Below are 20109 nucleotides of genomic sequence, written 5' to 3'. Positions count from 1 at the left end.
CCGTAAATAATAGAAAGATCGACAATGGCACGAACTGGCCCCAAAAACTCAGCCCTCAGGGTGCTGGTCTGGCTCGGCGTTATCCTCGCCGTCATGACCGCTGTCCTGGCAGGCGGCACGATGGCCGGCCAGGCGAGCTGGGCTCCCAAGCTTGCCCTGGACCTTGAAGGCGGCACCCAGATGATCCTGGCGCCCAAGGTTGAGGGCGGTTCGGACATCAACGAAGAACAGCTCAACCAGGCCGTGGCGATCATCCGCCAGCGCGTGGACGGCTCCGGCGTCGCGGAAGCTGAGATCAGCACGCAGTCCGGACGCAACGTCGTGGTCAGCCTGCCTGGCACCCCGTCCAAGGAAACCCGCGCGCTGATCCAGGCGTCCGCGGACATGAACTTCCGGCCTGTGCTGCAGGCCGGTCCGGGCGCAGCGGTCCCGAAGGAGTCCCTGACCCCCGCAGACCAGCTCCCCAAGCCCACCGCCGAGCCCACCAACGGCAGCGACGTCAACTGGATCACCCCGGAGGTCTACAAGAAGTTCGAGACGCTCGACTGTGATAATCCGTCCCAGGATAAGCAGGAACGCTCCGACCCGGCGAAGCCGCTGGTGACCTGCGAGCCTGCTTCAGAGGGCCGGCCGGCGATCAAGTACATCCTCGGCCCGGTGGAGGTCAAGGGCTCGAACATCAAGACCTCCTCTTTCCAGCTGCAGCGCGGCGCCCAGGGGGCCGTCACCAATGAGTGGGCCGTCGACATCCAGTTCGACGACGAAGGCACCACCAAGTTCAAGACCGTCACCGAGCGGCTGAACAAGTTCTATGTCGAGGCCGGGGGCGAAACCGGTTCGGATCCGAAATCGCAGTTCGCCATTGTCCTCGACGACCAGGTCATTTCGGCCCCGAGGTCCCAGGCTGTCATTACCGATGGCCGGCCGCAGATTACCGGCGGATTCACGGAGCAGTCGGCGAAGGCCCTGTCCGACCAGCTCCGCTTCGGTGCCCTGCCGATCAGCTTCGAGATCCAGAGCGAACAGCAGATTTCCGCCACCCTCGGTGGCGAGCAGCTCCGCATGGGCCTGCTCGCCGGCCTGATCGGCCTGCTGCTGGTGGTGGTGTACTCCCTGTTCCAGTACCGGGCACTTGGCCTGGTCACCGTCGCTTCCCTCGTCGTGGCCGGTGCGCTGACGTTCCTGGCCATCGACATCCTGGGCTGGACCGAGAACTACCGGCTCTCCCTCGCCGGCGTCGCGGGCATCATCGTGGCCATCGGCCAGACCGCGGACTCGTTCATCGTCTACTTCGAACGTATCCGCGATGAGCTCCGTGAAGGCCGCGGCCTTGTCTCGGCAGTCGAGAACGGCTGGAAGCGCGCAAAGCGCACGGTCCTCGCCTCCAAGGCGGTCAACCTGCTGGCCGCCGTCGTGCTGTACTTCGTGGCGGTGGGCAACGTCCGCGGCTTCGCGTTCACCCTCGGCCTGACAGCCCTCGCCGACCTGCTTGTGGTCTTCATGTTCACGCATCCGACCCTGCAGCTGCTGGCCCGCACCAAGTTCTTCGGTGAAGGCCACCGGCTCTCCGGGCTGGACCCGAAGAGTCTCGGCGCCGTCCCCCTGTACCGGGGCGCGGGCCGGTTCCGCACTCCTGCGGACAAGCCGGCCCAGGTGGCCGCGCTCCGCGCCAAGAACACCGGCGCCACGGCTGAGGCCGAACGCCGGATGACCATTGCAGAACGGCGGCTCGCGGAACGGCAGGAACAACTTGCCGGTTCCTCCAAGAGCGCGTCCAAGGAGGGCAACTAAATGGCCACCAGCTTCGCCAATTTCGGCAACGAGCTCTACACGGGCAAGCGCTCGTACGACTTCGTCGGCTCCAAGAAAATCTGGTTCCTGATCGCGGCCGTCCTGGTTGCGCTCTCGATCCTGCTGCCGGTCGCCAAGGGCGGCTTCAACCTTGGCATCGAATTCCGTGGCGGTTCGGAATTCACCGTCTCCAACGTGAAGTCCACGGACGCCGCGCTCGGTGAGAAGGCCGTCGAGGACGTTGTCGCCGGCAGCGTGCCGCGGGTGGCCAACGTCGCCGGCAACACGATGCGGATCCAGACGGACAAGCTCACCGAAGACGAGACGCTCCAGATCAAGGAGGGCCTCACCAAGGCCTACGGCGTGACGGACAACGAGGTGACGTCCACCTTCATCGGCCCCACCTGGGGTGCCGACGTCACGAAGCAGGCCCTCCTGGGCCTGGCGATCTTCGTCGGACTCGCCGCCGTGATGATGGCCCTGTACTTCCGGACCTGGAAGATGTCGCTCTCGGCCATCGTCGGCATGCTGGTGACGATGTTCATCACCGCCGGTGTCTACGCCCTCAGCGATTTTGAAGTCACGCCGTCGGCGATCATCGGTTTCCTGACCGTGTTGAGCTACTCGCTGTATGACACCGTGGTGGTTTTCGACAAAATCCGAGAGAACACAGCGGACCTGCAGGCCTCCACGCGCAGGACCTTCGGTGAGGAAGTCAACCTGGCTGTCAACCAGACCCTGGTCCGGTCCATCAACACCATGATGGTCGCCATCCTCCCGGTCGGTGCCATTCTGTTCATCGGTGCCGGCCTGCTGGGAGCGGGAACGCTGCGTGACCTATCGCTGGCGTTGTTCGTCGGCATCCTGATCGGCACGGCGGCAACGATCTTCATCGCTGCTCCGCTTTACGCCTGGCTGCGCCAGGGCGAACCGGAACTGGTCAAGCAGGCCGAACGCGTGCACCAGCGCCGTGCCCAGGCCGCGGCCAAGACCGACTCCCCGGCGGAGCCGGCCACGGCCTAGCTTCAGGGTTCCGCCGGACCGGCGGCCGCCGGAGTCCTAGCCGGCTGTTTGAACGGGCCGGAGAACGTCTTGATGACGCTCTCCGGCCCGTCGCCGTACCGCCGCCGGTTATCGAAGTATCCTGCTGCGGGAATACACTGGAAGAATTAACGGGTTCGGAGAGGTGCTCCATTGGAAGAACGTTCGACGCCGGTGCCATCAGCACCGGTGGATAAGGCTCCAGGCCAGGGTACGCAGACTGGTGTGGTGGCTCCCGGACGCGCCGATCCGCCGGTTCCCGTGGACAGTTCTGGCGCACGCGCCACGTTCCCCGGCCGGCGTGAACGCACCCGTTCACGGCTTGCCCGACTGACCGGCCGTGGTGCCCCCGCGTATTCCCCCATCCTCGAACCGCTGCTGCGCACGGTCCGGGCCAACAACCCGAAAGAGGACTTCGACCTCATCCAGCGTGCCTTCGTTGTGGCGGAGCGCTGCCACCGTGGCCAGAAGCGCAAGAGCGGGGATCCGTACATCACCCACCCGGTGGCGGTCGCCACCATCCTGGCCGAACTGGGACTCAGTGGCACCACCCTGGCAGCGGCGCTCCTGCACGATACCGTCGAGGACACCTCCTACACCCTCGATGACCTGAAGGCCGAGTTCGGGCCGGAGGTCGCCATGCTGGTGGACGGTGTCACCAAGCTCGACAAGGTCAGTTTCGGCGAGGCCGCACAGTCTGAGACCGTCCGCAAGATGGTCGTGGCCATGGCCAAGGACATCCGCGTCCTGATGATCAAGCTTGCCGACCGGCTGCACAACGCCAGGACCTGGCGCTTTGTCTCGGCCGAGTCGTCGGCGCGCAAGGCCCGGGAGACCCTGGAAATCTTCGCCCCGCTGGCGCACCGGCTCGGCATGAACACGATCAAATGGGAACTGGAAGACCTTTCCTTCGCGGCGCTGTACCCGAAGGTGTACGAGGAAATCGTGCGGATGGTGGGGGACCGGACCCCCGAGCGCGAGAAGAGCCTCGCGGTGATCCGCAACCAGATCACCGAGGACCTTCGGGACGCCAAGATCAAGGCCACCATCACGGGCCGGCCGAAGCACTATTATTCCATCTACCAGAAGATGATCGTCCGCGATAAAGATTTTGACGACATCAACGACCTGATGGGCGTCCGGGTCCTGGTCGATTCCGTCCGGGACTGCTACGCGGCCCTGGGCGCCATGCATTCGCGCTGGAACCCCCTCCCGGGGCGGTTCAAGGACTACATCGCGATGCCCAAGTTCAATATGTACCAGTCGCTGCACACCACGGTGATCGGCCCGGGCGGCAAGCCCGTGGAGATCCAGATCCGCACCCATGAGATGCACCGCCGCGCCGAATACGGCGTCGCCGCGCACTGGAAGTACAAGGACCAGCCGAACCGCACGGCCGCCGGACCGGGAAGCCCGCGCGACGGCGACATGGGCTGGCTCCGCTCCCTCGTGGACTGGCAACAGGAAACCTCCGACCCCGGCGAGTTCCTGGACTCCCTGCGCTTTGAAATCAACGCCCGGGAAGTGTTCGTCTTCACGCCCAAGGGCGAGGTCATGGCTCTGCCGGCCGGGTCCACGCCCGTGGACTTCGCCTATGCGGTCCACACTGAAGTGGGCCACCGGACCATCGGTGCCCGCGTCAACGGCAAGCTGGTTCCCCTCAACAGCGAGCTCAACCACGGCGACTGGGTGGAGATCTTCACCTCCAAGGCCGAGGGTGCCGGGCCCAGCCAGGACTGGCAGCATTTCGTCAAGAGCGCGCGGGCCCGCAACAAGATCCGGCAGTGGTTCAGCAAGGAACGCCGCGAAGAGTCGATCGACCGCGGCAAGGATCTGCTGACCAAGGCCATGCGCAAGCAGAACCTCCCGCTGCAGCGGCTGATGACGCATGACGCCCTCGCCGCGATCGCCGAGGACTTCAAATACGTCGACATTTCCGGTCTCTATGCCGGCGTGGGCGACGGGCACACCTCCGCCCAGTCCGTGATGGAACGGCTTGTGGAGAGCCTCGGCGGCAATGACACTCCGGAGGACGACCTCACCGAGGTGTCCATTCCGACCCAGGTCACCAAGGCCCGGTATTCCGATTCCGGCGTCGTGGTCCGCGGCGTGGATGACGTCTGGGTGAAACTCGCCCGCTGCTGCACCCCGGTGCCGCCGGACCCGATCCTGGGGTTTGTCACCCGCGGCTCCGGCGTCTCCGTGCACCGGACGGACTGCACGAACGTCAGCGGACTGCTGGAGCAGCCGGACCGGATCGTCGAGGTCGAGTGGGCACCCACACAGTCGAGCGTCTTCCTGGTCGAAATCCAGGTCGAGGCGCTCGACCGTAAATCCCTGCTCTCCGATGTGACACGGATCCTGTCCGAGAACCACGTCAACATCCTGGCGGCCAGCGTGCACACGTCCACGGACCGCGTGGCGATCTCCAAGTTCGCCTTCGAGATGGGCGACCCCAAGTACTTGAGTCACGTGCTCAGCGCCGTCCGCCGCATCGACGGCGTCTTCGACGTGTACCGCACTACCGGCAACCGACGGCGCAGCTGAGCACATCCTCGGCCCCCGGGTCCGCCCGCGCCTAGGGGCCCGTGCCTGCCTGGAGGCGGTCCAGCTTCGCCACGGCCGCTCTCTTGTGCGGCATCCTGGGGGTTGACTCAACGGCGATCCGGAGCAGCCGCAACTGCAGGCCCAGCTCGGGCTTGCCCAGGAGCGCCCGCAGGGCGGGTACGGCCCGTTTCGCCTCCACGTGCACGGCGATGTCCACGGCGGTCCGCAGCGGACTGGAGACCATCAGCCCGCCCAGGCTCACGACGTCAAACGGGCCCAGCCGCACCTCATGGAACGTGCAGCCCCGGGTGGACCTGAGGCTGGAAATCCGCCGGTTGGCGTCCACCAGCAGGGCCAGGCGGTCAGGTACGGCGGCGCAGCCGAAGATCCAGGCCGCCGTCATCCTTCCTGCGACGACCCGTTGCCGGATGGCCGGACGAATGAGGACGGCGGCGGCGCGGGCCCGGAGCTGAGGGGTGGCCCGGGTGCCCGGCGGGAGGTAGCCGCGCTGGTACAGCTGGACCAGCACACCGTCGGACGCCATGGCCTGAAGCTCAGGCCAAGTGAACAGCATCCCGGGGGAGTACAGCTCACCCGGGGCCGCCCCGGACTGGCGCGGGCCTGAGAGCGGCACACCGGACGGCGGCGGGCCAGGCAGCGGCGAACCAGGATGCGGCAAAGCAGGCACGTGCGGGGCGGGCGGGGGCGGGCCGTGAACTATGACCATCCAGCCATCCTGTCCCGATCAGAAGACAGCAAACAGGCCCCGTCCCGATCATGTGGATAACCGGTGCGGGGCCTGCGAAAGGCAGCTTGGTGCGTGGTGGCTAGGAGAGCTCGCTCGCTGACTTCTCGAGCTGTTCCAGCCAGGCCTCACGGGCCTCGAGGGCTTCCTTGGCGGCCCTGATCTTACGCTCGTCGCCCGCCTTCTCGGCCTTGGCCAGGTCATCGCGGAGTCCGGCGATGGCCGATTCCAGCTGCGTCAGCGCGCTGTTGGTGCGTGCCTTCGTCTCCGGGTTGGACCGCTTCCAGTTCTCGTCCTCGGCATGGCGTACGGCGTCTTCGACCTTCCGCAGCCCGGCTTCGACGCGCCCCATGTCGGCGCGGGGAACCTTGCCGGCTTCTTCCCAGCGGTCGCGGATGGACTGGAGCGCCTTCTTGGCGGCCGCGAGGTCCTTGATGGGAAGCAGTTCGTTGGCTTCTGCCAGAAGGGCCTCCTTGACCACCAGGTTTGCGCCGTATTCCTGGTCGATCTCGTCGTTGGCGGCCTGGCGGTGGGTGAAGAAGACGTCCTGTGCCGCGCGGAAGCGGGCCCACAGGGCATCGTCGTCCTTGCGGCTGGCACGCGGTGATGCCTTCCACTGGTCCATCAGGCGGCGGTATTCGCCCGCGGCAAAGCCCCAGTCGGTCGACGTCGAGAGTGCTTCCGCCTCGGCGATCAGCTTTTCCTTGGCAGCCTTGGCTGCCGAGTTGTTGCTGTCCAGCTGGGAGAAGTACGCGCGGCGGTGCCGGTCAAAGACCGTACGGGCGGCACGGAAGCGCTTCCAGAGGGCGTCCTCGTTGCTGCGGCCCAGCCGGACGCCGCTCTTCTGTGCGGTCTTCCAGCTCTCGAACAGTTCGTTCATCCGGGCACTGGAGGTCTTCCACTGGATCTGGGCGGGGTCGTGGCCCGCGATCTCTTCAGCCTCGGAGACGATCGCTTCGCGGGCGGCCAGTTCGGCTGCCCGGACGGCGTCGTGTTCGGCTTTCTCGGCCTTTTCGAGCGCCGTGATCTGCTGGGAGAGGGTGTCCAGGCGTGCTTCGGCGGAGCGGAGATCGCCCACCATGTTGCGCTCCGCCAGCTGCTCGCGCAGGTGGGTGACCGTCTTCTGCATGTCCGCGGTGGGCGCCTTGGAGCTCACACGCTGTTCCAGCAGGACAATCTGCGCGACGACGTCGTCGTACTTCCGGGCGAAGTAGCCCAGGGCTTCATCGTCGCTGACTCCCGGGTACTGCCCGACGGGGTGCTCCTCGCCGTCCACGGTCAGGAACACGTGGCCGTCGCCTTCAACGCGGCCCCAGCGTGCGGCTTCGGCCAGCGACGCCGCGGAGGACACCGCAGCCGGTGCGGCGGCGGGGGCCGCCGGCGAGGGCTTGGCCTTCGGCCGGGCCGCGAACGCTGCCGGTGACGGCGCGGGCCGGGATGCGGCGGGGGCCGCCGGGGCTGCGTCCTTTGCGGGGGCTGTGGGAGTTGCTTCCTCGGCGGGGGCGGCGTCAGCGGCGGCCGGAGCCGCAGGAGCAGCGTCCTCGGCGGCAGCCTCCGGTGCGGCGTCCGCCTCGGAAGCTACTTCCTCGGCGGGAGCCTCGGTCGCCTCGGCGGGAGCCTCAGTCGCCTCGGGAGCCTCGGGCGTGGTCTCGGCGTCGGCCGCAGGGGCCTCCGTGGCCGGCCCGGTTACCGATTCCGGCACCGTGCTTATGGGAGTGTCGGTCGCCTGAGCCGAGCCCTGTTCTGTGCTCTGTGCTGTGCTCTGTTCTGCGAACTCGGCCCCAGCTTCGGTCTCGTTGGCAGCTGCTGCTGACACTGTTTCGTCGGATTTCTGACTGTCTGTCACCGCTAGAAGTCTTTCGCTTGGAGGGAAATACCGGGGCCGTGGCCACAAGGGCACCGGCTGGTTACTTCAGAGAGAACGAGTCTATCGTGACTGGTTCCGCCGGTGCGCCGTCTGCGGGGTTATCACCCGGTTTTAGTCCGGCGGCCGCAATCTTGGTCACCACGTCCAGGCCGGAGGTCACCTTGCCCACCACGGTGTAGCCGCCGGCGGCGTCGGCCGGAATGACGGTGTCCTTGTAGACGATGAAGAATTGTGTGCCGTTGCCGTAGGCGTTGCCGCCGCTCCTGGCCACGGCGATGGTTCCGGCGGGGTAGTTGTTGTCCTGCGGCGTGTTTTCGAGCGGGCCCCAGGTGAAGCTCGGGTCGCTGCTGCCGTCGCCGGCCTTGGAGCCGCACTGCAGCACGCCGAACGTCTCCCCCGTGGTGAGTCGGTGGCAGCTGAGCCCGGCATAGAACTTCTGGTCCGCGAGGGACTTGAAGACCGCCGCAGCCTGCGGTGCCGCGGTGCCGTCGAGCTCGACGCCGAGGGTGCCGCTGTTGAGCTTGAGCTCGCCGGTGAAGGTCTTGCCGGCCGCTGTCTCAGGCTTCGGGATGTTCTCGGCATTGCTCGTGGGTGTAGCCGACGGCGTGGCGGAGGGTGTGGTCAGCCCGGCCTGGGCGGCGGCATATTCATCCTCGGTCGGATTGGACGAGAAAACCGTTAGCTGCAGCACCAGCGCCACGACAACCGCGGCCGTACCCGCGCCAATGGCGAGGACGTTGTCGCGCTTGCGGCGCTTGTCCTGTTCCTTGCGCAGCTCACGCTTCGCCTCCATCTGCTGGACGCGCCGCTTGGCTTCGCGGGCGCTCCGTGAACTGGCCGCCAAAAGTCCTCCTGGTGTCGGGCTGAAACCGCGGCGGCGCCAAGGCGCCGTCGAGGGTTCAGCGGTAAAGCTGCCGGCAGTCCGGCCTTACCGGCCGCATTAGAAGTTGCGGGCGCGGAAAGCATAAACTGACTGCCGCACACAGTTTATGCATGACCGGCCTGTCTGCCGCCCATCTGATCGCCGTTTCGGACAGCCCGTTTCGGCCGCAGCGCGGGGCAGAAGACACCGGCCGGCTTTACCTGAGGAGAAAATCCACCATGGCACGCACCGCCTCCCTGTCCGGATTCCCCGAGTGGCTTCCCGAGGAGCGGCTGGTGGAGCTGCATGTGCTGGATACGCTGCGCCGGGTCTTCGAACTCCATGGCTTCTCCTCCATTGAGACCCGCGCCGTGGAAACGGTCGGGCAGCTGCTCCGCAAGGGCGAGATCGACAAAGAGGTGTACGGGCTCAGCCGGCTGCAGGAAGAGGACGGCAACGCCGCGGCGGACACTGGCAGCGCCGCATCGACAACAGCCAAGGGCGATCCGCACGCCCTCGCCCTGCACTTCGACCTCACCGTGCCGTTCGCCCGGTACGTCGTCGAGAACGCCGGCTACCTGGCGTTCCCGTTCCGCCGTTACCAGATCCAGAAAGTCTGGCGCGGTGAGCGCCCCCAGGAGGGCCGTGCCCGCGAGTTCACCCAGGCCGACATCGACATTGTGGGCGACGGCGACCTGCCGTTCCGGTACGACGTCGAGATTGCGCTGGTCATCGCCGAGGCCCTGAGTGCCCTGCCGATCCCCGCGTTCCTGCTCCGGATCAACAACCGGAAGCTGGCCGAGGGCTTCTACAACGGCATCGGCCTCACCGACACCGCCGGGGTGCTGCGCAGCATCGACAAGCTTGAAAAGATCGGCCCGGCCAAGGTGGCCGAACTGCTCAAGTCCGAGCTCGGCGCCACGGATGAACAGGCCCAGTCCGCCCTCAACCTGGCCTCGATCCGCACCGAGGACACCTCGTTCGTGGAGCAGGTCCGCGCACTCGGAGTCAGCAACGAACTGCTTGAGGAGGGGCTGACCGAGCTGGAGCAGGTCATCGCAGCGGCCGTCCAGCGGGCGCCCGGCAAGGTGGTTGCGGACCTCAGCATTGCCCGCGGCCTGGACTACTACACCGGCACCGTGGTGGAAACCGTCCTGGTGGGCCACGAGCAGCTTGGCTCCATCTGCTCCGGCGGACGCTACGACGCTCTCGCCAGCAAGGGCAACCGCAAGTTCCCCGGCGTCGGGCTCTCCATCGGCGTGACCCGGCTGGTCTCCCGAATCCTCAGCCAGGACCTCGCCAAGGCAACACGCTCCGTGCCCACCGTCGTGCTGGTCGCGCTCACCAACGATGACAGCTGGGGCGCCGCGCAGGACGTCGCCGCGGCGCTGCGCAGCCGCGGGATCGCCACCGAGGTGGCGGCAAAGGCCGAGAAGTTCGGCAAGCAGATCAAGTTCGCGGACCGCCGCGGCATCCCCTTTGTCTGGTTCACCGACGACGACGGCAAGCACCAGGTCAAGGACATCCGCTCCGGCGAACAGGTCGACGCCGATCCCGCCACCTGGGCTCCGGCCGCGGAGGACCTGCACGTCCGGGTCCTCCAGGCCTAGGCGGCGCGGCGCCGGCTAAGCGGCAGCTTTCCGGAGCCGCAGCCGCAGCACGAGGAAGCGACCGGCCACCCCGACCGCCAGCACCGCCGCCATCACCAGGGCCGAGGCGGGCGGCAGGGTCACGGCCAGGACCAGGCAGCCGAGGAAACCCAGCACATTGAGCCAGCGCGGCGCATGCCAGGGCCGCGCGGTCAACGTGAAGGCGGCGGCATTCGTCACCGAGTAGTAAATCAGTACCCCGAAACTGGAGAAGCCCACGACCGTCATCACATTCGTGCTCAGCAGCAGGAGAATAACGACGGCGGCGACGGCCAGTTCCGCGAGGAAGGGGACGGTGTGGGCGCCGCCCACCCGGGCCAGCGGGGACGGCAGGTCACGTTCCCGCGCCATCGCAAGGGAGGTCCGGCCCACACCCGTAATGAGGGCCAGGAGCGCGCCGAGGCACGCGGCCGCCGCCCCGGCCTGGACAAAGGGAACTCCGGCGCTGAGCTGCGAGACGGCCACCGCGTCCAGCAGCGGCGCCGTCGAGGTGGCCAGCTGCTGCGGCGGCAGGTGCCACTGCAGCAGCAGGGCCAGCCCTAGGTAGATCACGAAGGCCCCGGCCAGCGCTGCGAGGATGGCGCGCGGGATGGTGCGGGTGGGGTCCTTGACCTCTTCGCCCAGGGTGGCGATCCGGGCATAGCCGGCGAAGGCGAAAAACATCAGCCCGGCCGCCGGAAGGACGCCCCAGCCGCCGCCGGACACCGCCTGTGCCGCTGATGCCCCCGCCGCGGCGGGTGCGCCGTCCGGGTGCGGTCCCAGCAGTGACGCCACGGCGACGAACACGATCGTGGCGAGTACCGCGGCCAGCAGGATCCGGGTCAGCAGCGCCGTCCGGGTAATGCCGAGCAGGTTGACCCCGGTGAGGACCACAACGGCGGCCACCGCCAGCGGCGTGGCGTAGGCCGGTGCAATGTAGTGCCCGAACGTGAGCGCCATCGCCGCGCACGACGCCGTCTTGCCTGTCACGAAACCCCAGCCGGCAATGAACCCGGGCCATTCGCCCAGACGGTTCCGCCCGTAGACGTAGGTGCCGCCGCTGGACGGATATTTGGCGGCCAGCTGGGCGGAGGCCACGGCGTTGCAGTACGCGATCACGCCGGCCACGGCCACGGCGACGGCCAGCAGGGGCCCGGCCAGGGCCGCAGCCGGTGCGAAGACCACAAAGACGCCGGCGCCCAGCATCGAGCCCAGCCCGATCGCGGTCGAATCCAGGACGCCCAGCCGGCGCTGCAACTGCTGATGGTGGTGTTGGTCCGGGGACGGCCGGCTAGGACGGCGGCTTGCCATGGCGGGAGGTGCCTTTCCAACGGGTAAACTCGTACGGGATCGTTCCTGTAGCGATCCTATTGAACATGAGTTCTGATTTCCCTCTGTCTTCTTCAGAAAGGCGTGCTGTGCTGCGCACACATGACCTCGGATCCCTTCGCTCCGAGCACATTGGACAAACCGTAACCCTCGCCGGCTGGGTCGGCCGGCGTCGTGACCACGGTGGTGTCGCCTTCGTTGACCTGCGCGACGCGTCGGGCGTGTCCCAGGTGGTCGTCCGTGAAGAGGAAGTCTTCCACGGCCTGCGTAACGAGTACGTGCTGCAGATCGTCGGCACCGTCTCCCGCCGCCCGGAAGGCAATGAGAACCCCGCGCTGCCCAGCGGCGAGATCGAGGTCATGGCCGAGAAGGTCACCATCCTCAACACCTCCGAACCGCTGCCGTTCCAGATCGACGAACACGTGGAAGTCGGCGAGGAAGCCCGCCTCAAGCACCGCTACCTGGACCTGCGCCGCCCCGGCCCCGCCCGCAACCTGCGCCTGCGCTCCGAGGCCAACCGCGTGGCCCGCGAGCTGTTGCACCAGGACGGCTACGTCGAGATCGAAACCCCGACGCTGACCCGTTCGACGCCGGAAGGCGCCCGCGACTTCGTGGTCCCCGCGCGCCTGGCGCCGGGTTCCTGGTACGCGCTGCCGCAGTCCCCGCAGCTGTTCAAGCAGCTTCTGCAGGTGGGCGGCTTCGAGAAGTACTACCAGATCGCCCGCTGCTACCGCGATGAGGACTTCCGCGCGGACCGCCAGCCGGAATTCACCCAGCTCGACATCGAAGCCAGCTTCGTTGAGCAGGACGACATCATCCGTCTCGGCGAGAACATCGTCAAGGCACTGTGGAAGCTGATCGACGTCGAAATCCCGACGCCGATCCAGCGCATCACGTACCACGACGCCATGGCCCGTTACGGCTCGGACAAGCCGGACCTGCGCTTCGGCCAGGAGCTCACCGAGCTGACCGAATTCTTCAAGGACACGAACTTCGGCGTCTTCAAGGCCCCCTACGTCGGTGCCGTTGTTATGCCCGGCGGCGCCTCCCAGGCCCGCCGCGCCCTCGACGCCTGGCAGGAATGGGCCAAGCAGCGCGGCGCCAAGGGCCTGGCGTACGTCCTGTACAAGGAAGACGGCGAACTTGCCGGTCCCGTCGCCAAGAACCTGACCGACACCGAGCGCGCGGGTCTCGCCGACGCGGTCGGCGCCAAGCCCGGCGACTGCATCTTCTTCGCCGCCGGCGAGAAGACCCCGTCCCGCGCCCTCCTCGGCGCAGCCCGCGTGGAGATCGGCCACCGCACCGGCCTGATCAACCCCGCTGACTGGGCCTTCTGCTGGGTCGTGGACGCACCCATGTTCGAACCCGCCGCAGCTGCGGTGGCGTCCGGTGACGTGGCCGTCGGCGCCGGCAAGTGGACCGCCGTGCACCACGCGTTCACCTCACCCAAGCCCGAGTTCATGGACAGCTTCGACCAGGACCCCGAGTCGGCCCTGTCCTACGCCTACGACATCGTCTGCAACGGCAACGAAATCGGCGGCGGCTCCATCCGTATCCACGAGCGCGACGTGCAGGAACGGGTCTTCGAGCTCATGGGCCTGGACAAGGAAGACGCCCAGACCAAGTTCGGTTTCCTGCTGGAGGGCTTCAAGTTCGGCGCCCCTCCGCACGGCGGCATCGCCTTCGGCTGGGACCGTGTCGTGGCGCTGCTGGCCGGCGTCGAGTCCATCCGCGACGTCATCGCGTTCCCCAAGTCCGGCGGCGGATTCGACCCGCTGACCCAGGCGCCCGCGCCGATCACGGCGCAACAGCGCAAGGAAGCCGGGGTTGATTTCAAGCCCGAGGCCAAGAAGGCCGCGCCGCCGAAGGCTGACGACGCCAAGTAACCTGACGTGTTGATTAGCAGAGGCTCTCCGGGACACCGGGGAGCCTTTGCTGTCGGAGCAATTGCTGTCCCGGAAGCACGGGAGCGAGGGGGGCTTATGGAACCGGAACCGATCACCGGGCTTGAAGCGCTGATGGATGCCGCGTGGCCCGCAGCCGAGGCGGAAGAGTCCGGCGGTTGGGTGCTCCGCGCCGCCTCAGGGGTGACCCAGCGGGCCAACTCCGTGTGGCCGCGTGAGCCTGGCCTCGATCCCCACGGGCTTCTCGCCCGGCTCCGGGAGGCACGCCTCTGGTACCGGAACCGCCGGCTGCCGTTGATCTTCCAGGTGTTCGAGGACCCCCGCCACGCGGCGCTCAACGCCGTACTGGACGCGGAAGGCTTCACGCGGCAGTCCGAAACCCTGGTGCTGGCCCTCGACGGCGGCACGGATGCGCCGGCGGCTGACTCCGACGTCGAGATTTCGGCCGACCCCTCCGAAGAGTGGCTGCGGCTGTGGTGGAGCGTGGACGGCCGGGGCGACGATACCGCACTTGCCGTCGCCCGCGGGATCCTGGAACGCTGCCCCGCCCTGTACGCCCTCGTGCGCGACGAGGACGGCCGGCCGGCCGCCGTCGGACGCCTTGCCGTGCCGCCGGGCGTTGCCTGCGGCACGGGCGGGGGAGTGGGGGCGGGCGGGTTGTCCGGCGGGCTGTACTGCATGGCGACACGCCCGGACGCCCGGCGCCGCGGCTTTGCCTCCCGGATCCTGCAGGCGCTGCTGCATGAGGGGGATGCCAAGGGCGTTGGCAGCTACTGGCTGCTGGTCATGGCCTCCAATTCCGGAGCCCGGGAACTGTACACCCGCGCCGGGTTCCACACCGTTGGCCGGTACCTGTACCGGCAGGAGCGGCCGAAGCGGCACCTGACCGGCTGTTGACGCCGGAGCCTTCAGTCTCCTTGCGCGGCTGACTCCCGGGCTTCCTTGTACCGCAGGAGCCGGTAGGTAATGGCGGACGCCAGCAGGAATGAGACAAACGCATAGGCTGCACCGGCCGCGAGGGTCGCCACCGGGTCCGCGCCGGTCAGGAAGAGCATGGCACCGGCGAGCAGGGCGGAGGCCGATCCAGCACCCCAGGCGGCAGCCCGTGCCTGGCTCTTGAGGGACGGAAACGGCGTATTCCACGCCTGCACGAACAAGCCCACAACGGCACCGGTGGCCGGGGCCAATGCCATCCCGGCTCCGACCGGCAGGCCGATCAGGACCGGCATGATCCCGATTCCGCCTGGTCCCCAGCCCGCGGCGAGCTCGGGCTGGATGGCCCGCTGGATCGCCGAAACCGCAATTAGGACAGCGCCCGCACCCGCGCCGGCCGCTATGCCGGCAAGGACCGCCAGCAGATACAGCGGAAGCAGCAACGATCCGAGCTTCTGTCCCGCGGTCTGCCTCATGGAACCACGATATCGGCCAGTCGCTGCGGGTGTCCGCCGTTGCCGGCTGGCAGGGGGCCGCCGGGACTGGCTTATGCCCCTATGCCTGGACGGTGGGCGAGAAGAACTGCCTGCGGCGTAGTTTCGTGCGTCCGTGCCGGGCGGGTCATCTGGGCGACCACGTTGAAGCCGGCGGCGGCCAGATGTTCCGTGATGATCTCCGGTGTGAAGAGTTGGGCGTCCATCGACACGTCGTGCCCGTAGGCGCGTGAGAGATGCCGGTGGCCCTCGCCGACCTGAAAACTGAGGATTGCATGGCCCCCGGGTGCCAGAACGCGGAAGAACTCGGCAAATATCCGGGGGAGATCCTTGGGCGGTGAATGGATGATCGAGTACCAGGCGAAGAGTCCGCCCAGCTGCATATCCGCGAAAGGGAGGTCCGCCAGTTCGCCGACCTCAAAGCTGAGCCCTGGATTGGACCGCCGGGCCACGTCGATGATGCCGCCGGACACATCGATGCCTGACACGTCCACTCCCAGGGACGACAGCAGCCGGGTCATACGGCCCGACCCGCAGCCGGCATCGACTACTGAACGGGCGTTCCCCTCGGTGACGTGGGCCACGAACGCTTGGATCATGCCGCGGTCCACCGGCGCTTCGAAACTGGCGTCGGGCAGCACGCTTGCGTAGCTTTCTGCCACCAAATCGTACGTTGACCGGACGGTGGCAAGGCGATCATCAGCGCTCATCTGGACAGGCTACCGGGGGTGTTCTGACTGCGCAGCCGTGTCGGAGGCGTTTCGCCCGGTGGGCATTGTCTCGTCCGCTCCTGAGTCAGCGGTCACGAATCAGAGCTGTGGGTGATGCGGGCGGGAACCCTGGACGATTCGCTACAACAGTCGAGGCCTGACAAGGATCTGGACTTCGTCTTCGTAGAGGACGGTTCCTGGATCGTCCGAGTGCAGCACCTGGTACTCGACGTGGTGCCGCCTCAGGAGGTCCTCGTAAAAGTTCAGATCAGCGAGGAGATGCTGCGCTGTGCTTTTGAACCAGGACTGGGCTGTTGGGTTGATCTTGCGATCATAGACGGACGCATCCACGGCTGCAGGGTCCGGATACGCGGCATCGGCCCGGTCGTTTGCGCGGCGCCATTGACCCCAGTCGACTGCGCTGAGTTCGCCACTTTGGGCAAGACCGTTTGCGAGAGCGAAAATGCCTGGATAAGTGCCTCGGAGGTTTGGACATGTTGCCTGGTAGCGGACGTACTTCGACAGTTTCTTGGCTTCCACACCCGTAGCATTCCATGGTCCTCCGAAGACGGTCCGGTTGGCGTGTCGAAAGTCGACGAGCGTGGCTCGCGCAGGTCCCGGCTACTTCCGGCTGGACCTGTTCGGCTCCGTGGGCCATTGGTCGTTGGGCTGGCTCCCGGTAGCCTGCTGGGATGGTCGAGGAAGAGGAGCAACTGACGGGTGGAAATGCTTCCGAAAGTGTTGTGCGCGTTGGTCACACCGTCCGAAAACCTTGGCTGGAGAACTCGTCCGCCGTCCAGGAGTATCTTGGTGCGCTCCGATCGTCAGGGGTGGACGTTCCTCAGCCTCTGGGCCGTGACGAAGACGGTAGACATGTGGTCGAGTACGTCGAAGGCATTCTCGCGCTGGATCAGTTGCCCCTCGCTCGGGAGGATTTGCTGCGGGTTGGTCGAATGATTCGGCAAATCCACGATGCGAGCGAAAAATTCGTGGTCCCGAAGCCAGGCACCAGGGGGATGCTGCTGCCCGCAGCGAATCCGAATCTGATGTGCCATAACGACCTCGCTCCGTGGAACCTCATCGTGGGAGACCGATGGGTGTTCATTGATTGGGATGGTGCCGGGCCCAGCACCCGGTTGTGGGATCTGGCATACGCCGCGCAGTCATTCGGCATGCTCTTCGAAGGGCAGGCAGTGAAATCAGCTGCTACGAGGTTGCGCGCTCTGGTCGACGGCTACGGCGCCGACCTGGCGTTGCGCGAGGCGCTGCCGGCCGCAATGGCGAAACGGGCTGCGGCGATGTTCGAAATGCTACGTTCCTCACGTGAGAGTGGGTTCCAACCCTGGGCAGATATGTTTGCGAACGGGCATGGTGAGCATTGGCGCGCCGCTGCCAACTACGTGGCTCAAAACAAGGCGGCATGGGAACAAGCAATCGCTCAAGCTTGAAGACAGCGAAGACCTTTCTGATCGTCACCGTGTGCAGCGGTGCCGGCACCAGCGCGTGCAGGCCAATCGGCAATGTCGGAGTTATCCCAATTGTTGACGAGTTCCTGCCGCTGGGCTCTCAGGCGTGCAATACCCACTACAGGGGAGACCCGCGACGGGTTCCCATAGGGGGCGTTGTCAGGGTTCACCGGGTCGTGCATAGTGATACGCACCGAGTGTTCCCGCCCGAAGGGATGGACAACCAGTGGAATCCAAGCCAGCCTCTGAGGCGATCCGTGCAGCCCATCGAAAACTGTCGGAGGCGCTCCCGTTCAGCGACCGTGCCGACTTTGTCGATGCAGACCGGGGGTTCATCGCAGCTCTGGACCCTGGCGTGGTGGGTGCATCGGACGGCCGGGCTGTCTGGGACAGCGACAGCTACGCATTCCTCTCAGGAGAGGCCCCGCCGTCGGTCAACCCCAGCCTCTGGCGCCAATCCACGCTGGTCGCCAAACAGGGTTTGTATGAGGTGGTTGAGGGCGTTTACCAAGTGCGCGGCCTGGATCTTTCCAACGTCACGTTCGTCGAGGGCGACACGGGAGTGATCGTGATCGACCCGCTGATCTCGACGGAGACGGCGGCCGCGGCACTCGCCCTCTACCGCACGCATCGGGGCGACAGGCAGGTTATCGCCGTCATCTATACGCACAGCCACGTAGACCATTTCGGCGGTGTTTTCGGCGTCGCGTCGCAGGAGGCGGTGAACGCCGGTCACATTGAAGTGATCGCACCCGTTGGTTTCGTCGAACACGCGGTGTCCGAAAACGTCTACGCCGGGACCGCCATGGCCCGGCGGGCAGGCTACATGTACGGCGCTGCCCTGGATCGCGGGCCTCTTGGTCAGGTTGGCGCAGGTCTCGGCCAGACGACGTCGACTGGAGAAGTCGGACTCATAGTACCGACCCTCGACATCAGTGAGACTGGCCAGACGCACACTGTCGACGGCGTCGAGATCGAGTTCCAGATGGCGCCGGGGACAGAGGCGCCGGCGGAAATGCACTTCTACTTCCCCCGGTACCGGGCACTGTGTATGGCCGAAAACGCGACCCACACCCTGCACAACCTGCTGACCCTGCGCGGGGCACTCGTCCGCGACCCCCACGTCTGGGCAACCTACTTGACCGAGGCCATCGAAACCTTCGGTGCTCGGACTGACGTCGCCTTCGCGTCCCACCATTGGCCCACCTGGGGATCCGATCGCATCGCGGACTATCTGGCCACACAACGTGACCTATACGCCTACTTGCATGATCAGACCCTGCGGTACATCAACCAGGGGTACACAGGATCGGAGATCGCCGAGATCATCGAACTGCCGCCGGCACTGGAACGTGCCTGGAGCACCCGTGGCTACTACGGCTCCGTCAGCCACAACGTCAAGGCCATCTACCAGCGGTATATGGGATGGTTTGATGCCAGCCCCGGGCGACTCTGGCCGCATCCCCCCACCGAACTCGCGATCCGGTACGTCGAGGCGATGGGCGGGCTCGATCAAGTTGTCAAACTCGCCCAAACAGCCTTCGAGTCGGGAGACTTCCGTTGGGCGGCGACCCTGCTGGACCACGCCGTCTTCGCCGACCCGGACCACATTGCAGCCCGCGCCCTCTATGCCGACACCTTGGAACAGCTCGGGTATGGCAGCGAGAACGGGACCTGGCGGAACTTCTTCCTTTCGGGCGCCACCGAACTCCGCGGAGGCAACTTTGGCACCCCGGCCGTGACGGCAGCGCCAGCGATTCTCGCCCAGCTCACTGCCGAACAGATCTTCGACTCACTTGCCATCTCGGTCAACGGACCCAAGGCATGGGATCTCGACCTGACACTCAACGTGACGTTTACAGATCTCAATGCGAACTATCGGGTGATCCTGCGCAACGGCGTGCTCATGAGCACCCCACGGCCCGCCGATGCGACGGCCTCGGTGAAGCTTTCCCTCACCAAAAGCCGGATGCTCGCGCTCCTCAGCGGGGACATGGACTCTGCCGGCATAGATATCGACGGTGACGCCACCGTCCTCCAAAACCTGCTCGGCGTCCTTGATAAGGGCGATCCGTCGTTCAACATAGTGACTCCGTAGCTCGCCTGTTCCCGGGAATGCCACGCACGAAGTTCTCGATCTGGTCAAGTGCGGCTGAGAAAGTCCCGTTCCTCTCACCTCGGCGGCCGCCGTCCCAGAGCCCGTGCCGCGTCGTCCAGTGTCCATCGGACTGCCCGGACGTGCCAGCCATCGTTGGAAAGTACCCGGATGCTGGAGCTACAGTTGCGGCATGCCCAAGCTGATTGAACCTGCCAGTCGGCTGCAGGCTGCCTGGCTTGAGGCGCGTGCCGAGTGGGGTGCCGGCGTCCACGAGGATGGGTTCGGGCTGTTGACCACCGACGACGTCGATTCGCCAGCCGGGTTCGCAGCCTGGCTGGAGCGGCTGGTTGGGGAGTCGGAACGCTGTATGTACCGCTGGATCATTGAGCGCGACCAAGTGCTCGGCGGGATTGCGCTGCGTCACGAGGGAAACGATGTTGTGCCGTGGGCCGGACACATCGGCTACGGCATACGGCCGTCGGCCCGCCGGCGCGGACTGGCAACCTGGGCGCTCGGCCGCATGATCTGCGAGGCGCGGGCACTCGGCATGGAACGCTTGCTGGTTGTTTGCGAGGCAGAAAATCTTGCCTCGGCGAAGACCATCGAACGACTAGGCGGCCTCCTCGAGGATGACGCCAGGGACGGACCTGTGCTGCGCTACTGGATCAGAACCGGTGAGCCAGGGATCTGAGTC

Annotated in this window: 16 protein-coding genes; 9 read left to right on the top strand and 7 right to left on the bottom strand. The window is 66.4% G+C overall.

Annotated elements, in window-relative coordinates; translation table 11 throughout:
• Positions 1-24 precede the first annotated feature (24 nt).
• The 3 genes from secD (at position 25) to ASE96_RS10430 (ending at position 5379) form a co-directional block, all read left to right on the top strand.
• A complete protein-coding gene (gene secD, locus ASE96_RS10440; protein ID WP_056429648.1) occupies positions 25-1791 on the top strand; it encodes a protein translocase subunit SecD in 1767 nt (588 codons plus the stop codon).
• A complete protein-coding gene (gene secF, locus ASE96_RS10435) occupies positions 1792-2814 on the top strand; it encodes a protein translocase subunit SecF (protein WP_056429646.1) in 1023 nt (340 codons plus the stop codon). It begins immediately after the preceding gene.
• Between the two features lie 171 nt (positions 2815-2985).
• On the top strand, positions 2986-5379 hold the full coding sequence (locus tag ASE96_RS10430; RefSeq protein ID WP_056429644.1) for a RelA/SpoT family protein: 2394 nt from the start codon (positions 2986-2988) through the stop codon (positions 5377-5379).
• Positions 5380-5410: 31 nt separating this feature from the next.
• Here ASE96_RS10430 and ASE96_RS10425 read toward each other — a convergent pair whose 3' ends face one another.
• The 3 genes from ASE96_RS10425 to ASE96_RS10415 form a co-directional block, all read right to left on the bottom strand.
• Entirely contained in the window at positions 5411-5923 is a 513-nt protein-coding gene (locus tag ASE96_RS10425; protein ID WP_235500206.1) for a hypothetical protein, read from the bottom strand.
• A gap of 283 nt (positions 5924-6206) precedes the next feature.
• Complete coding sequence (locus tag ASE96_RS10420; RefSeq protein ID WP_056429640.1) at positions 6207-7970, bottom strand: DUF349 domain-containing protein; 1764 nt, start codon at positions 7968-7970, stop codon at positions 6207-6209.
• Positions 7971-8031: 61 nt separating this feature from the next.
• Positions 8032-8835 (bottom strand): peptidylprolyl isomerase, encoded by an 804-nt coding sequence (locus ASE96_RS10415; protein WP_056429638.1) that lies wholly within the window; start codon positions 8833-8835, stop codon positions 8032-8034.
• A gap of 257 nt (positions 8836-9092) precedes the next feature.
• Here ASE96_RS10415 and hisS point away from each other — a divergent pair, with 257 nt between their 5' ends.
• Entirely contained in the window at positions 9093-10463 is a 1371-nt protein-coding gene (gene hisS / locus ASE96_RS10410) for a histidine--tRNA ligase (protein WP_056430017.1), read from the top strand.
• A 15-nt stretch (positions 10464-10478) separates the two neighbouring features.
• Here the strand turns inward: hisS and ASE96_RS10405 are convergent, their stop codons facing one another.
• Positions 10479-11792, bottom strand: coding sequence for an APC family permease (locus ASE96_RS10405; RefSeq protein ID WP_056429637.1), 1314 nt, complete (start codon positions 11790-11792; stop codon positions 10479-10481).
• Between the two features lie 107 nt (positions 11793-11899).
• Here ASE96_RS10405 and aspS point away from each other — a divergent pair, with 107 nt between their 5' ends.
• Both aspS and ASE96_RS10395 read left to right on the top strand, forming a co-directional pair.
• Positions 11900-13696, top strand: a complete 1797-nt coding sequence (gene aspS / locus ASE96_RS10400) for an aspartate--tRNA ligase (RefSeq protein WP_056429635.1) — start codon at positions 11900-11902, stop codon at positions 13694-13696.
• Between the two features lie 96 nt (positions 13697-13792).
• Positions 13793-14611, top strand: coding sequence for a GNAT family N-acetyltransferase (locus ASE96_RS10395; RefSeq protein ID WP_056429633.1), 819 nt, complete (start codon positions 13793-13795; stop codon positions 14609-14611).
• A gap of 11 nt (positions 14612-14622) precedes the next feature.
• Here the strand turns inward: ASE96_RS10395 and ASE96_RS10390 are convergent, their stop codons facing one another.
• From ASE96_RS10390 to ASE96_RS10380, 3 genes are all read right to left on the bottom strand, one after another.
• A complete protein-coding gene (locus tag ASE96_RS10390) occupies positions 14623-15123 on the bottom strand; it encodes a hypothetical protein (protein ID WP_056429631.1) in 501 nt (166 codons plus the stop codon).
• Between the two features lie 71 nt (positions 15124-15194).
• Positions 15195-15851, bottom strand: coding sequence for a class I SAM-dependent DNA methyltransferase (locus ASE96_RS10385; RefSeq protein ID WP_056429630.1), 657 nt, complete (start codon positions 15849-15851; stop codon positions 15195-15197).
• A 141-nt stretch (positions 15852-15992) separates the two neighbouring features.
• Positions 15993-16391 (bottom strand): hypothetical protein, encoded by a 399-nt coding sequence (locus ASE96_RS10380; protein ID WP_235500205.1) that lies wholly within the window; start codon positions 16389-16391, stop codon positions 15993-15995.
• Between the two features lie 152 nt (positions 16392-16543).
• Between ASE96_RS10380 and ASE96_RS10375 the strand changes: the two genes are divergently transcribed.
• The 3 genes from ASE96_RS10375 to ASE96_RS10365 all read left to right on the top strand — a co-directional run bounded on the left by ASE96_RS10375 (position 16544) and on the right by ASE96_RS10365 (position 20106).
• Complete coding sequence (locus tag ASE96_RS10375) at positions 16544-17299, top strand: phosphotransferase (protein ID WP_056429628.1); 756 nt, start codon at positions 16544-16546, stop codon at positions 17297-17299.
• Between the two features lie 244 nt (positions 17300-17543).
• A complete protein-coding gene (locus tag ASE96_RS10370; protein WP_056429626.1) occupies positions 17544-19415 on the top strand; it encodes an alkyl/aryl-sulfatase in 1872 nt (623 codons plus the stop codon).
• Between the two features lie 190 nt (positions 19416-19605).
• Positions 19606-20106 (top strand): GNAT family N-acetyltransferase, encoded by a 501-nt coding sequence (locus tag ASE96_RS10365; protein WP_056429625.1) that lies wholly within the window; start codon positions 19606-19608, stop codon positions 20104-20106.
• Positions 20107-20109: the final 3 nt, after the last annotated feature.

It is taken from the genome of Arthrobacter sp. Leaf69 (assembly GCF_001422645.1).
In the GTDB taxonomy this organism is placed as follows: domain Bacteria; phylum Actinomycetota; class Actinomycetes; order Actinomycetales; family Micrococcaceae; genus Arthrobacter.
The sequence above is the reverse complement of the archived record's forward strand: the minus strand, read 5'-3'. Positions and strand labels throughout refer to the sequence as shown.

Coding starts and splice junctions, on each gene's coding strand:
- ASE96_RS10405 (WP_056429637.1), bottom strand. CDS start 11,792: ATGGCAAGCCGCCGTCCTAGCCGGCCGTCCCCGGACCAACACCACCAT.
- ASE96_RS10375 (WP_056429628.1), top strand. CDS start 16,544: ATGGTCGAGGAAGAGGAGCAACTGACGGGTGGAAATGCTTCCGAAAGT.
- hisS (WP_056430017.1), top strand. CDS start 9,093: ATGGCACGCACCGCCTCCCTGTCCGGATTCCCCGAGTGGCTTCCCGAG.
- secF (WP_056429646.1), top strand. CDS start 1,792: ATGGCCACCAGCTTCGCCAATTTCGGCAACGAGCTCTACACGGGCAAG.
- ASE96_RS10390 (WP_056429631.1), bottom strand. CDS start 15,123: ATGAGGCAGACCGCGGGACAGAAGCTCGGATCGTTGCTGCTTCCGCTG.
- secD (WP_056429648.1), top strand. CDS start 25: ATGGCACGAACTGGCCCCAAAAACTCAGCCCTCAGGGTGCTGGTCTGG.
- ASE96_RS10395 (WP_056429633.1), top strand. CDS start 13,793: ATGGAACCGGAACCGATCACCGGGCTTGAAGCGCTGATGGATGCCGCG.
- ASE96_RS10365 (WP_056429625.1), top strand. CDS start 19,606: ATGCCCAAGCTGATTGAACCTGCCAGTCGGCTGCAGGCTGCCTGGCTT.
- ASE96_RS10385 (WP_056429630.1), bottom strand. CDS start 15,851: ATGAGCGCTGATGATCGCCTTGCCACCGTCCGGTCAACGTACGATTTG.
- ASE96_RS10425 (WP_235500206.1), bottom strand. CDS start 5,923: ATGGCGTCCGACGGTGTGCTGGTCCAGCTGTACCAGCGCGGCTACCTC.